This is a genomic window from Enterococcus sp. DIV0294 (genome assembly GCF_050558155.1).
Lineage (GTDB): Bacteria > Bacillota > Bacilli > Lactobacillales > Enterococcaceae > Enterococcus > Enterococcus faecalis.
Genome location: NZ_CP187889.1, coordinates 1,062,895 through 1,077,442, shown reverse-complemented (window position 1 = coordinate 1,077,442; position 14,548 = coordinate 1,062,895). Strand labels below are relative to the sequence as shown.

The following is a 14,548-nucleotide window of genomic DNA, read 5'->3' as shown; positions in this document are numbered from 1 at the left end:
ATTGTAGGCCTCCTTTCTAAACTACTGCCGCATAAATAGTTACGACAAGCGCCACTATCAAAACAAATTGTACAATGAATGACATCTTAAAATAACGTTTCATCATCAATAAATTTTTAATATCTACCATTGGACCAAAAACTAGGAAGGCGACAATTGGTCCTGTTCCAAACAAACTCAAAAGAGAAGAACCAATAAATGCATCTGCTTCTGAACAAAGTGATAGAGTGGCAGCGATGACTAGCATGACTAGAATCGCTAAAATCTTTGAATGGCCCAATTGCATAAGCGCACCAGTTGGAATATAGGTTTGCATGATTGCTGCTAACAAAGAACCAAAAATTAAATAACGACCCGTATCAAAAAATTCATCAATACTATGGGTTAACGCTGACCAGCCGTTTTTCCAAAATGAACGAACTTCATCAACGTGTTCATGCGTATGAGCAACCTGCTCTTCTTTAATCTGCGCCAACTCTTTCTCTGTTAAAATTGATTCTTTTCGAAAATAAGCTAACCAAATGCCGATAACCCACGCGACAATCATACTGCCTAAAACTCGCCAAATCACAAATTTTGTTGCGCCACTAAAAGCTACGTATGTTGAGAATAGCACAATTGGATTAATGATTGGTGCCGTTAACATAAAAGCAAAAGCGGTATGTGTTGGTACATCTTTTTTAACAAATTGATGCACAATTGGGACGATCCCGCATTCACAAGAAGGGAAGAAAAAACCTAGGAAACTCCCTACACAAATTGATAAAAATTTATTTTTAGGTAACACTTTTTTTACTCGTTCTGGTGTTAAAAAAACATGTAAAGCACCTGAAATCAAGCAACCTAACATGACAAAAGGCAATGCTTCGATAATAATCGAAAGAAAAATAGTGCTCATCTGTAAAACAGAGTTTGGTAAAAATTGAAACATCATAGACCTCCCACTAGTAAAAATCTAGTTAACTATACTCCTAACACCAGACAAACACAAGTATTTGTCAAAAAATTAACTAAGAGTTTAAAAGTATTATCACCGATGTCTCTGTCAAACCAACTGGATAAAAGAACAAAAAATGAGCATGGGACAAAAATCACTTTGGATTTTTGCTCCACGCTCAAAAACTGATAAACCACCATTATTCTAAATTTGAAATAACTCTGAGGCTGAATCGGGGTCTGTATCATATACCTTAAATGCTTCACCGACGCCTAAATCCTTTTGCTTCAAAGTAGACTCCATTGCCATTCGCGCATGAAGTTTCGTATTATTTTCTTTGCTAAGATGACCTAAATAAATGCGTTTTGTTTTATCACCTAACACATCCGCCATCACAAGAGCACCATCATCATTGGATAAATGGCCTTTATCTCCTAAAATCCGTTGTTTAAGACTCCATGGATAAGGTCCTGCTCGCAAAATTTCAATTTCATGATTGCTTTCGACTAAATAAGCATCTGCATTTTCAATCGTACCACGAATATGATCGCTACAATAACCTGTATCCGTTAGAACAACAAAGGAACGATTATTGCGATGAAAACGATAAAATTGAGGCGCAATCGCATCATGTGAGACACCAAAACTTTCAATGTCCATATCTCCCAAGGTCAAAACTTTGCCCATTTCAAAAATATGTTTTTGAGCGACATCGACTTTGCCAATCATGGGATCCATCGCTTGCCACGTTTTTTCATTGGCATAGACATCTAACTTATATTTTCGCGCTAACACGCCAACGCCATGAATGTGATCCCGATGTTCATGTGTAACTAAAATCGCATCTAAATCTTCTGGTTTGCGATTGACTTCTGCTAACAGTGAAGTGATCTTTTTGCCACTTAAACCCGCATCTACTAATACTTTCTTTTGGTTGGTTTCAATAAAAAGGGAATTGCCTGTACTGCCACTGGCAAGAACACTGATATTAAAAGCAAACTCTGAATCCATTTAAAACTCTTCCCTTCTACATTACAACATTAACGTGTTTCATTATACAACGGACCTTAATGTTTTTCCACCTTTGGCACAGTATTATTTGTGATGATGGTATTACTTACGGCATTCACCTGTTCAATTTCAACTGAATCTTCACCAGTAGAAATTCCTACAAACCAGACTGGAACGTATACATTTTTCTCACGAATTTTATAAATTCTTGAATAGGCCAATTTAATGAATGTTATTTTGGAATTACTAGGAATGCGGTTATTCATATAGAGCGTGTCTATCGCATCACGATTGGAATATAAATCCGTTTTGTCTCGTAATTCTTCAATATTTTCAATGTGCGTTTGCGAATATTTACTAATTTTCCATAATTCACCTGACGTATCTGCTAAAATACTTAATTTTGCCGTGTCATCTCTAAAGGGAATTCCTTTATACGATTGTGCAGCCACAATTTCTGCCGTCGGCTCTTTTAAATGAGAAAATTCTGGTAAGTATTGATATTCGTCTCCGAATAATAAAGCATTTTTTTCATTTAAAAAAGTACTTAAATCTTTATCAATTTTCTTAGGATCAATAAAATAGTTTTTACTAGGCACACTCGTTAAAGTATTATCCGCAATTTGCAGCCCATTTCTCAAAAAGTTTTTATTCTTTTCACGTTGGATTTTTAAAGCAGCAGAAAAATTGGTTTGTTCGCCACTTAAATAATAGCCTTCCAATCGTTCTGAAGAAAGTGTCCCTTTATACGAGATGTTATCTTTTTCCAACCGACTTTCAATCGATTCTGTTTGGCTGGAAGAAGAGACGTTGCTCTCCTCTTGTTGACCTTCCCGATAAATTCCAAATAAAAAGATATTTAATCCTAAAAATGCTAAGAAGAAAATCCACTCAATTCGTTTAAAATCCATTAGCCCACCTCCAAGCTTGGTAATTGTTTTACCAAGTCCGTTGCAGTGTACCAATTGTTGTTATAAAGGACATACCATTCCGGACTTAAATCAACGACTTGTTTGACTTCTTCAATTGTCTGCCACGTATAACCGATAACAGCCGATTGGATTTTTTCCTTTTTAGCACCAGCTGTTTCTAAACGCTTAATCAATTTTTCCGTGCTTTCCAGCGTCACTTCTTCTTCTGAAGGGATCGGCACTTGGATCGTATTCACACTTGTGTTAATGGTTACGCTTGGCGCAGCACCATCGTTGTTCGTGATGCGAATATCCACTTGGCCTTTTAAATCATTACTGAACACTGGGAAACCTTCCACAAAAGTCCGATAATTGACACTATCTTTCGTTCGATCAAAGTAACGTAAATTCCCCATATTGGTTCCTAAACGTTTTACATAAGAAAAGCTTTGATTATAGATTGAGTCCCGTTTATTCTCTTCTGGCAAGGTCCCTTTAAAATCGATTTTCCCCAGTTTTTCTTCTGCAAACAATCGTTCTTCTTTACTCGTATAGGTTAAGTCTTGACTGTCTTCATTGGTTTGGATATCTTCCGTTTCATTGAAAAAAGCATTCCTAAAACGAGTAACTGGTTGCGAAGCTAAGATATAACTGTACTTTTTCAACTTCATATCATTGGTTAAATAACATTGTCCTTGTTTGGTTAGCGTATTTTCGGAAACGTCTTGATATTGCAATCCCTCTTTATTGATAATTCCCATTAAGCGCGCCTTATTGACAGTCATGGGCGCTTCATAGACGTTGGCTTGATCATAATCTAAAAAACGTATCTTATTTTCGTTAAAATCCAATTGAATTTTCGTAAAATACTGGTCCGTCAACTCATTAAAGTTAGTAAAATTAATGGATAGATTATAAATCGAAGCATAGTCCGAGATTAAAAAGGGACCTTGATAAAGAAGTTCAATGCCTTGTTCCATTTGGTTGTAGCGCTTAAGTTGCTCTGCATTTTTTGTCACAACTTGTGTCAATTTACCAAAAGTAGCCATTTTAATATCATTTTGAACATTACTAATTAATGTTTCACGATTACTTTGCATCGCTTTTCCATCAGTTATTCGAATCAATTGCAAAGGTAAATAGACATCGCCAATGGCTTTTTCATTGACAGCTGTTGTGACTTGGCTTCCCGACTTCATTTCTGGTATTTTTTTGGCAGAATTCAGCCAGATATTGACTGAAAAATATATACTTAAAATGACCATCAAAATCAAGCCAATTCTTGTAATCCATTCTGATAATTTCATCATTCCCACCAATCCTCTTCATAAGGTTCATATGGTAGTGAAATATAGAAAGTCGATCCTTCACCTTCTGTACTTTCCACCCAAATACTCCCGTTATGGGCCCGAATTACTTCTTTAGAAATTGCTAAACCTAAACCAGTCCCACCTTGTGCTCGCGCACGTGCTTTATCCACACGATAAAAACGCTCGAAGACTTTCCCGAGATCTTTTTTAGGGATGCCCAAACCTTGGTCCGAGATACTAAAGACGACATTATTATGTGTTTCAACTAGTCGGCAGGTAATGACGCCGCCATCTGGCGAATACTTAATCGCATTGTTCAAAATGTTGTCTAAAACCTGAATTACTTTGTCTGTATCTAACTCTACCCATAAATCGCGTTTAGTAAATTCACGGCGAATTTTGTAATTTTTTTGCTCATTTTCAATCATCATATCAAAGCGATCCAAGACAAAATTAATCAATTCGTTAAAATTCACATATTCTAATTGAAGATGTGTATTCCCAGAGTCCATCCGAGATAAATTCAACAAATCATTAATCATACGAATCATCCGGTCGGTTTCTTCTAACGTGACTTTTAAGAAGTTCGGCGCAATCTCAGGGTTTTCCCAAGCCCCTTCACTTAAAGCCTCTATATAACTACGCATACTTGTCAAAGGCGTTCGCAACTCATGAGAGACATTGGAAACAAATTCCCGTCTTTCCCGTTCGTTTTTTTCCTGTTCTGTGACGTCATGAAGTACGCAAACTAAGCCAGTAATAAATCCTGATTCCCGACGAATCATCGTAAAGTCTACCCGGATAATCATTTGGTCTTCTTCACGATCAGACGTTGAGCGATCAATCAGCAGTTCATCTGGCTCTTCTAACAGCTTCCGCAATGTGTAATCTTCTTCAATATCTAACAACTCTAATAACGAGGTCCCAATCACATTTTCATTTTTTACATTTAATAATGAAAGAGCCATTTCATTAATCGTAATCACCTTTCCGCGGCGATCCGTCGCAATGACGCCATCTGTCATATGCGTTAAGACACTATCTAAACGATTTCTTTCTGCTTCCATTGTTTCTTGTGCTTCTTCAATCCGTTCTGATAATTGATTAAATGTTTCTGCTAATTGGCCTAATTCATCTTTTCCATGGACTTCTACTTTTCCAGCGTAATCACCACGAGCGATTCGAAGGGCTTGCTCGCGCATTTCCCCAATCGGCTTCGTGATTGATCGTGCAATCAGTAAGGTCACAATAATCGAGATTGCTGCGGCAATAATAGAAGCAGTGAAAAAGATACTTGCTGTGTTGGTAATTTCTTGGTATTTATTTTCTAAATTACTTTTCACATAAAGGACACCAATCACTGTTTCTCCAGTAGGCGATTGAATCGGCTGGACATTCACATACACGCGTTTATCATTATCTAAAGCTTGATATTTTTTACTCGTAAAGTCATTTAAATCACGATAATCATTCTTTTTCCCAATAATATTTTGTTGATTTAAATCATTGGTTGCCCGAATAATCCCTTTATCATCGACAATTCTCGCTTCAGAAATATCTGCATTTGAAAAATCCGATAACGCTTTTTTTAAATTTGCATCAACATCACTACGTTCGAGATCTTTGTTGCTCATCTGCGTACTTAACGTATTTGACAATTGGACAACCTGAGAATCCATATTTTTCTTAAAATCGGAAATCGTGGTGGCTTCCAATTCACGAATGAAATAGCCACCAATGATTTGAATCGCAATCAGTAACAGCAGAATAAATGATAAAGCAATCTTAAAATTAACAGATTGAAAAAAGTGAACTTTTTTCTTCATACCTGATTACTCCTGTTCAGGATTTCTTAGATAATAACCAACCCCACGACGAGTAACTAAATACGTTGGATGACTTGGACTATCTTCAATTTTTTCTCTTAAACGACGTACGGTTACGTCCACTGTCCGCACATCCCCAAAATAATCATAACCCCAAACGGTTTGTAATAAATGTTCACGAGTCATGACTTGTCCGATATGTTTTGCTAAGTAATAAAGTAACTCAAATTCACGGTGGGTTAATTCAATTTTTTCACCCCGTTTTGAGACCATGTATGCATCAGGATGAATGGTTAAATCACCAATCGTTAATTCAGATTGCGTTGTCACCTCGGCTTCTTTCGCATTGGTTGCACCTCGCCGTAAATTGGCTTTTACACGAGCAACTAATTCACGATTTGAAAATGGTTTCGTTACATAGTCATCAGCGCCTAATTCTAATCCTAAAACCTTATCAATTTCAGAATCTTTGGCAGTCACCATAATGATTGGCATGTCATGTGTTTTGCGCACTTCTCGCGCGACTTCTAAGCCATCCATTTTAGGGAGCATTAAGTCTAAAATAATTAAGTCTGGTTCCACTTCTTCCACTTTTTCAAGTGCTTCTTCTCCATCATAAGCAGTAAATACTTCATATCCTTCTTTAACCAAATTATATTTAACGATCTCTGAAATTGGCTTCTCGTCATCAACTACTAAAATTTTCTTCACAAAGAGACACCTCTTTTTCCTTCTAATCTTATTTGATACTTTCCTATTATACCTTATTTTGATGATGTTTTCATCTTTAGCTAAAAATGCGCCTTCAGGTTCTCCTAGTATAACAAAAAAAGAATCTCTGACAACAATTGACGCTTGTTATCAAAGATTCTTCTTCCGCTAATCTATTCTTCCGTATCTAAGACGAATTTTGCTACAAGAGCGGCTAATAATCCACCAATTAATGGCGCAACGATAAAAATCCACAACTCAGATAACGCTAAACCACCCGCAAAAACGGCTGGCGCGATGCTACGAGCTGGGTTGACAGAAGTTCCTGTCAAAGGAATGCCGACTAAGTGAATCATTGTTAGTGTTAACCCAATTACGATTCCTGCTAATGAAGCATTGCCTTTCTTAGCACTTGTAACTGTCATGACAACTAAAACAAAAATAAATGTTAAAATAATTTCGACTGTCAATGCACCAGCAACACTTAATTCCCCTACGCCATTTTGACCTAAGTTCTCAATACTTTTACCAGCACCTTTTAGAATGCTTAATAATGCAAATGAGGCAATCAAGCCACCAACAATTTGTCCCACTACATAGTAGATTAGTTCCATTGTTGTTATTCGTTTATTAAGCCACATTCCTAAAGAAACAGCTGGATTTAGATGTGCACCTGAAATTGTGCCAATACTATAGGCAGCAGCAACGATTGTTAAGCCAAATGCTAAGGCAATCCCCGTTGTTCCAATCCCTTCCATACCATTTCCTAGAACGGCTGTTCCTGTCCCAAAAAAGACAAGAATAAATGTTCCTAAACATTCTGCTATTGCTTTTTTCACAAAAAATTCCCCCTTTGTAGATGAATTGTAACACATTCGTGAAATTTTCAATATAATTTTCGTTGTTTTTCCAGTAAAATGATATTTCTATGAAAAAGAGAAATCTTAAATGAAAAATCCCCTCAAAAAAATTTGAGAGGATTTTTCATTTAATCAATCATTTAATAACTGTATGCCAACACCTAAAAGTCCTGGTCCTGTATGAACAACTAATGCCGGACTAATCGTTCCAAAGTAAATTTCTTCTGCTTGTGGAAAAGCCGCTTTCAAGCGTTCCATCATTGCTTTTGCTTCTTCCTCTGCCGCACCGTGAGCGACTGCCAAACGAAAACGGGGTGCCTCACCTATAAAGTTCGTCACCAACTCAAACGTTTTATCAAGACTTTTTTTACGGCCGCGAGACTTAGCCACCGTATAGTAAATGCCTTCTTCATTACAAGAAATAATGGGGTTTAATTTTAGCGCATTCCCTAAAATAGAAGTGACTAAACCAATTCGTCCACCTTTTTGTAAATATTCTAAAGTGGCTACATTAAAAAATACTTTTGCGTTGGCTACTTCTTCTGTTAATTTTTGTTGTAATTCTTGCCAGCCTAATCCTGTTTCAATTAATTCTGCTGCTCGTATCGCCTGAATGCCAGCCCCGATACCAATGTTCTTTGTATCTAAAACAAATACATCTAGTCCTTCGGTTTGTTCTCCAAGCAAGCGAACCACATTATAGGTTCCACTTAAACCACTAGAAATGGTCACCGCTAAGACTTTTTCGTAACCCGCTTCTTTAATTTTGTCAAAAATAGCTTGGATTGTTGCACCATCAGGTAATGAAGTACTAGGTATTTCTTTCTCTAAACGTTGATACACTTCTTCTGGTGTAATATCTACCTTATCTGTATAGGTTTTTTCAGGATAAATAATCTGTAAGGGCAAGACATACATGCCGTATTGTTTGACTAATGCCTCTGGAACATCTGTCCCAGAATCAACCAGTAGTGCGATCTTTTCTTTATTCATGTGTCATCTCATCCATTTCTTTTAAGTATTCTTGTTCCAATTCAATCACTTTTTCACTAAACATTTTAGTAGCAAAAGACATTGTCGCTGCTTTTACAGCCAAATATTCAATCCCCATAGGTTCTTGTGATTTGGCCTGAACTTCTTTTTCTTGCGCTTGAGCAGCAATCACATAAATCGCTCGTTCCTGTTCTTGACAAAATAAATTGTACGCTTCACGAATACCAACCGTGGCTCCTTGGAATAAAATGCCTTGCTTAATTTCTGGCAATGTTAACACTTGTTTCAACAACGTAATCGCAATTAAAAACGCTAAATGCTTTTGATTGTAGCGCTTTTTCACTGGGGACGGGATTAACCCGTGTTTGACATAATTATTAACCATTGAGGACGTTAACAAAGTATGTTTTTCCAGTGTAATCAATGGGGATAAGTATTTTTCTATCAGAGTAATCACTTGATCCATATATAATTCAATGTCTGGTAACTCATGCCATCTTGGCAAATGAACGTTTTCCAATTGTTGGCCCCAATCTTGTAGTGATTTTTCTATCTCGTCCATAAAAACCCTCCTAACCATTTCTAAAAAAGAATATCATACTTTTGACAATTATTCAATCTAGTTTTTAAAACTAGATTGAATAAAAAAGAAAAGCGAGCAATTTTGGAATTGTTCACTTTTCTCTCTTTATTTTTTTAAAGAACGTTTTCCGATTAAAACACCTATCAAAAACAGGACTTCTAATAAAACAAAAAACAAGATAAAACAATGCATAAAGTAGGCTTCAGGCAAGGCATTGATAATCGGATCAGTCAGCGGATTAAATAACCAAGCATCGTTGTTAAAAAATAATCCATGAAACGCAATAAAAAATTGATCAAAGCCAATCAGCATGAAAAAGCCAAAGAGCACAGGCAAAAACATTCCCCACTGAAATGGCCGTATCAATGTCCATAAACGCTGATTTTTTACCAAATATTTTAAATAAAGGATACTAGGCAACAACGTAACTAGTAATACGCCATAGCACAATAAAAACAATTTTTTTACTTCATAAAAATGAAAAGCCGCGCTATCAGACATTGGAAAATCAGGAAATACTAATGTTTTTTCAAAAGGATTGTTTAAGTACATCATTAAATGATCGTAATTTTTAATCAAGGTCACACGATCAACCTCTACGTCTTTTAAAATATTTAAGTGTTGGATATCAAAAAGATACAATGGACGAAAATTAATCGTGATCGTGATACTTAAAGCCACAATCGTTAAAAACAAACAAATGAGTCCAAGCGTTTCCCTTAAACGCAATTTCGACCTCATCATACTCAAAAAGTCCATTCATCTAAGGAATCAACAACATAGGTTGGCGGCGTTGGCAAAGTTGGAACAGCTGACTTAGGGGTAAAACCTGATGTAACTAACAAGCTATCAATACCATTTTGAATCCCTGATTGAATATCGGTTTCATAATTATCTCCAACCATAATCACTTGCTCTTTTTCCACGCCTAAATGCGCAATCGCTCGTTCCATGATAATCGCTTTTGGTTTGCCAATATAAACTGGTTTTGTTTGAGTAGCTGTCTCCACAAACGTCACAACTGAACCTGCACCAGGTAATAAGCCTCTTTCTGTCGGAATGTTCTTATCTGGATTGGTTCCAATAAACAACGCCCCTTTTTGAATGGCTAAGGTAGCTAAAACCACTTTTTCGTAAGATAATTCTGTATCAAGTCCCACGACAACATAATCAGGATTTGTTTCATCCCATTCAAAACCTGCTTCTAAAATTAAGTCAATTAAACCAGCCTCGCCGATGACAAAGACTTTCTTGCCCCGATTGGTTTCTTTCATGTAATCAATCGTCGCTAAAGTCGCTGTATAAACAAGGGATGCTGGGACATGAATATCAAATTCATTTGCTAAACGTTGTGCCACTGTTTCAGGAGATTTAGTGGTATTATTCGTTACAAATAAAAAAGGCAAATCTTTTTCCTGTAACTGCTCGACAAAACGTTTTCCAGCTGGAATTGGTTCTTTTCCTAAATAAATCGTTCCATCTAAATCAATTAAATATCCTTGATAGTCTTTTTTCACTCTGTTTACTCCTCACGTTGACGAATCGTAAAGCCTTTGCCAGATTTTTTGGGACTAGGCTGTTTGGGTGTAGTCGTTTTTTTATTTTCTTCTTTTCGCGTACGAATCACTGGCTTGCTATTTTTATTAGCGGGCGCACTCTTTTCCTCGACAAACGCGTTAGAACGATTATTCTTTTTATGGCGACGACGACGATGCGTTGTTTTTTCTTTACGTTCCCCTGTTCGTTCAATTACAAAATAGGCACAGCCAAAATTACAATATTCATACAAATAGTCTTCTAGTGTATCAATGCGTTGATCCGGCGCTGCCCGACGATTAGAAGTATCAAAAAAGCCACGCAAGCGTAACTGTTCATAGCCCCAGTCTCCTACGATATAATCATAACGCGCTAATACTTCACTAAACCGTTCACCTAAGCGTTCAGGATCAAAGGCATCACGATGATTTTTAACAATTCGGTACTCTCTTTCACCAATTTGAATATCTGTTTCATTCACAATGGTGACAATTTCCCCTTTTTTCTTTTCTTTTACAGGTTCTTCTTTTATTTCTTCAAGAACTGCTGTTAGTTCTTCTGTAAAGGTTGCAGCAGTTTCTGTTTCTTTTTTTTCGGTTGTCTTTTTGTCTGTCATTTTTTCACCACCTAGTTTTTATTATACCTTGTTTTTATTTGATTGGATAGTGGGCATGCAGATAGTTCGCCACGACAGTTCTTAAAACGTCTGGAAATAAAAATTCGACTTCTCCAACTAACTCAATCGTTGGGAAAAACGGAACAAATTGAAAGTGATCCACTGTTGTCAGCGTATACTTCTGCTCTGGCTGAATAGGTTTCCCTTGCCAAAAAACGGTCTGGCTATTTCGCTCAAAACGAATCCCATCATAACATAATTCGCCAAAAATTTTCCCGCGGAAGCCCATCCCGCGAATCGGAAATTTCCGCAGAAATTGACGACTTTTTTCCATTTCACGAATCAAACGGCTCATGTCTGACCCTTTCAAGGTAACCTTGATTAAATGCATTGGATGAGGCAAGGCCTCATGTAATTGGTCTGCATTGATTATTCCTTCTGGTAAATCTGCTAAAAATAACCCGTTGTTTAACACAGCCGCTTCGGTCTGCCCCGCTTCTTTTAACGCTTTCAAGGCAACAGTTATAAAGGCATGCGGTTGCCGTAAGTCCGTTGACAAGGTTTCAGGGATTTGTGCAATTTGCTGCGCTTGCAATAGTCGATGACCTTCCGTTAAGTAACCCGCAATTTCCTTGGCATCAGTTGCTTGCTCTTCTAAACTTGCTGTTTCCATCGTTTTTGCATAACTTGTGACTTGCTTCGTGTCGGCATCCACAAACAGATGCACTTCACCAATATACTGTCCATATTTGCCAGCAGCTGCTAGTTGCACATGATTAATTTTTTCACCATCTTTAAATAAATGATGTGTATGGGAACCTAAAATCACTTGAATTTCAGGATAATTCGCCGCAATCATAAAATCAGTATCTATCCCCAAGTGACTAAGCAAAATGAGAACATCACATTGAGACGCAACTTCTGTAATCAGTTGAGGAAGGACTGCTTCCACTTGTTTGATTGTCCAGCCATTGGGATTATACGTTAAAGGAAATGGTGCGGTTAAGCCAATAAACCCTAACTTTGTGCCTTCTTTAGTTGTCATAATTTTATATGCTTGACAAAAATCTGGTAACATTTGGGTTTTTGGATCTTCTAAATTAGCTAAGACCACTTCAAATGTTGCCTGATCATATAAATGCTCTAATTGTTTCTTTGAATTGCCGATTCCTTCATTATTTCCAATTGTAACCAGGTCATACGCTAATGTATTCATTATAGCTACATTTGCTCGACCATCTGTTGCTTCGGCCAAAGGATGACACCGATCTGAAAAGTCACCTAAATCAATGGTTACGACTGTTTTGCCCTCTTTTTGGTACAGCGAACGTTTGGCTTTAACCAGACGCCGTATTTTGGGCCAATTTTCAAAGTGAGAATGAAGATCATTGGTATGGAACAACACAATCTCTTCCACTAAAATCGCCTCCTTTATTCAGCGCTCTGATTAATAGTACCATATTTATAGAAGAAAGTTACAAAAAAGAACAGATGACTTTAGAAGAATTTCTCCTAAAATCACCTGCTTTTATCAGGACGAACTATGCGTTATTTTTGGGACGCTTGCGTTGCGTCGCTTCCATGATAACTGGTAAGATCACAGGACGACGTTTGGTTTGTTCAAATAAATAACGGCTTAAGTTTTCGCGGATTTCTTGTTTCAGTTTGCTCCATTCAAAATCGTCACTTTCTAAATGTTTTTCAACAATTTCTGTAACAATATTGCTACTTTCTTTCATTAGGTCTTTACTTGTTTTAACGTAAACAAAACCTCTAGAAGTAATTTTAGCTGGTGAAACAATTCGTTTTTCTCGACGATTAATTGTCACAACAGCCACAAAAATACCATCTTCGGAAAGAATACGACGATCCCGTAAAACGATATTACCAATATCGCCGACACCAATTCCGTCAATCATAATATTTTCGGCCGTTGTGCTGCCAGCTACCGACATTCTACCTTTTGTATACTCTAGAATGTCCCCACGACCTGTAATAAAGATATCTTTATAAGGCATGCCAATTTCGTGTGCTAAGTCCGCATGCGCAGCTAACTGGCGGTATTCACCTTGGACAGGAATGAAATATTTTGGTTTCATTAAGTTCAACATCAATTGCAAGTCATTCGGATTAGCGTGACCAGACACACGTAAATTGTCGGAAATTTGCTTCACCGTAGCACCGGCCCGATAGACAATATCCTCTGTTTTGGCAACCGTTGTTTCCATGGCCGTTGTCGGCGTTGTTGTAATATAAACTAAATCGCCTTCTTCAATTCGAACGACACCATGTGTATTATTAGCCATTTTTTGAAGTGACTTAATCGGTTCTCCCATCCGGCCTGTTTCTAAAATTAATAACTGTTCGGGTGCATATTTTTTCATTTCTTTTGGTTTCACTAATAGATCTTCGCTTGGCAATTGTAATTTTTCCAATTTCATCGCCGTCCGAATAATCCGTTCAAAATCTTGGCCTGTCAAAACGACTTTACGACCAGAACGATCCGCTGCATTCAATACTTGTTGAACCCGTTGCAAATTACTTGCCACACATGCCACGATGATTCGTCCTTCCCAATAGCGAATCGTGTCGAACACTTCATCAGCGATTTGGGCTTCCGATGCAACTTGGGCTGGGTTTTCAGCATTTGATGAATCACTAAGTAGCGCCAAGACGCCTTCTTTCCCAATTTCAGCCAAGCGGCCATAATCGGTTTGATACATCTCAATCGCACTTTGATCAAATTTAAAATCACCAGTATAAACAATGTTACCTTCTTTTGTTTTGATGCTAACACCAATCGAATCTGGAATGGTGTGCGTTGTTTTAAAGAAGCTCACCGTTGCTTGACCAAAATCAATTTCTGTATGCGGGTCAATCACATGGAAATCTTTAAATTTCTTCGTTTCCGCATGACTGTTGACACTTAGTTTTGCTAGTTCAATCGTTAATTCTGTCCCAAAAACAGGCACTTGAATTTTTGAAAGCAAATACGGTAAGGCCCCAATTGCATCTGCATGGCCATGTGTTAAAAAGACCCCTGCAATTCGTTCACTATTTTCTTCTAAATACGTAAAATCCGGAATGACGACGTCAATTCCTAAAAGTTCGTTCTCTGGATATTGTAATCCACAATCCAGTACAAAAATTTCATCTTCCACTTCAGCAACGTACATATTTTTTCCATTTTCACGAACGCCGCCTAATGGAACGATTTTTATTGTACTCACTCTTTTCACCTCTCTATGATTACA

General features: G+C 37.3%; 14 protein-coding genes. All 14 read right to left on the bottom strand.

The features are described 5' to 3' along the window. Positions 1-16: 16 nt before the first annotated feature. On the bottom strand, positions 17-931 hold the full coding sequence (locus tag IGJ20_RS05395) for a permease (protein ID WP_002379342.1): 915 nt from the start codon (positions 929-931) through the stop codon (positions 17-19). A 210-nt stretch (positions 932-1,141) separates the two neighbouring features. Beyond that, positions 1,142-1,948: an MBL fold metallo-hydrolase gene (locus tag IGJ20_RS05390; protein ID WP_002357943.1), complete on the bottom strand. Its 807-nt coding sequence runs from the start codon at positions 1,946-1,948 to the stop codon at positions 1,142-1,144. A 56-nt stretch (positions 1,949-2,004) separates the two neighbouring features. Beyond that, positions 2,005-2,859, bottom strand: coding sequence for a two-component system regulatory protein YycI (locus tag IGJ20_RS05385; RefSeq protein ID WP_002365516.1), 855 nt, complete (start codon positions 2,857-2,859; stop codon positions 2,005-2,007). Further along, positions 2,859-4,169: a YycH family regulatory protein gene (locus IGJ20_RS05380; protein ID WP_002385989.1), complete on the bottom strand. Its 1,311-nt coding sequence runs from the start codon at positions 4,167-4,169 to the stop codon at positions 2,859-2,861. The genes IGJ20_RS05385 and IGJ20_RS05380 overlap by 1 nt, the downstream gene beginning before the upstream one ends. Beyond that, entirely contained in the window at positions 4,166-5,995 is a 1,830-nt protein-coding gene (gene walK / locus IGJ20_RS05375; protein WP_002419179.1) for a cell wall metabolism sensor histidine kinase WalK, read from the bottom strand. Before walK ends, IGJ20_RS05380 begins: the two co-directional genes overlap by 4 nt. Positions 5,996-6,001: 6 nt before the next feature. Continuing rightward, a complete protein-coding gene (gene yycF / locus IGJ20_RS05370) occupies positions 6,002-6,706 on the bottom strand; it encodes a response regulator YycF (RefSeq protein WP_002357947.1) in 705 nt (234 codons plus the stop codon). A 173-nt stretch (positions 6,707-6,879) separates the two neighbouring features. Further along, the gene (locus tag IGJ20_RS05365; RefSeq protein ID WP_202522459.1) at positions 6,880-7,581 is read right to left on the bottom strand and encodes an MIP/aquaporin family protein; all 702 of its coding nucleotides are present in this window, start codon (positions 7,579-7,581) and stop codon (positions 6,880-6,882) included. Positions 7,582-7,698: 117 nt separating this feature from the next. After that, positions 7,699-8,559, bottom strand: a complete 861-nt coding sequence (locus tag IGJ20_RS05360) for a DegV family protein (protein WP_002357950.1) — start codon at positions 8,557-8,559, stop codon at positions 7,699-7,701. Then, positions 8,552-9,121 (bottom strand): DUF1836 domain-containing protein, encoded by a 570-nt coding sequence (locus tag IGJ20_RS05355; protein ID WP_202522458.1) that lies wholly within the window; start codon positions 9,119-9,121, stop codon positions 8,552-8,554. Before IGJ20_RS05355 ends, IGJ20_RS05360 begins: the two co-directional genes overlap by 8 nt. 126 nt (positions 9,122-9,247) lie before the next feature. Beyond that, positions 9,248-9,901, bottom strand: a complete 654-nt coding sequence (locus IGJ20_RS05350; RefSeq protein WP_080279888.1) for a TIGR01906 family membrane protein — start codon at positions 9,899-9,901, stop codon at positions 9,248-9,250. After that, complete coding sequence (locus IGJ20_RS05345; protein WP_002357953.1) at positions 9,889-10,659, bottom strand: TIGR01457 family HAD-type hydrolase; 771 nt, start codon at positions 10,657-10,659, stop codon at positions 9,889-9,891. Before IGJ20_RS05345 ends, IGJ20_RS05350 begins: the two co-directional genes overlap by 13 nt. Positions 10,660-10,664: 5 nt before the next feature. Beyond that, positions 10,665-11,294, bottom strand: coding sequence for a YutD family protein (locus tag IGJ20_RS05340; protein WP_002357954.1), 630 nt, complete (start codon positions 11,292-11,294; stop codon positions 10,665-10,667). Positions 11,295-11,328: 34 nt separating this feature from the next. Then, a complete protein-coding gene (locus IGJ20_RS05335) occupies positions 11,329-12,711 on the bottom strand; it encodes a bifunctional metallophosphatase/5'-nucleotidase (RefSeq protein WP_202522457.1) in 1,383 nt (460 codons plus the stop codon). A 124-nt stretch (positions 12,712-12,835) separates the two neighbouring features. Beyond that, the gene (locus IGJ20_RS05330; RefSeq protein WP_002357956.1) at positions 12,836-14,524 is read right to left on the bottom strand and encodes a ribonuclease J; all 1,689 of its coding nucleotides are present in this window, start codon (positions 14,522-14,524) and stop codon (positions 12,836-12,838) included. Between the last annotated feature and the right edge of the window lie 24 nt (positions 14,525-14,548).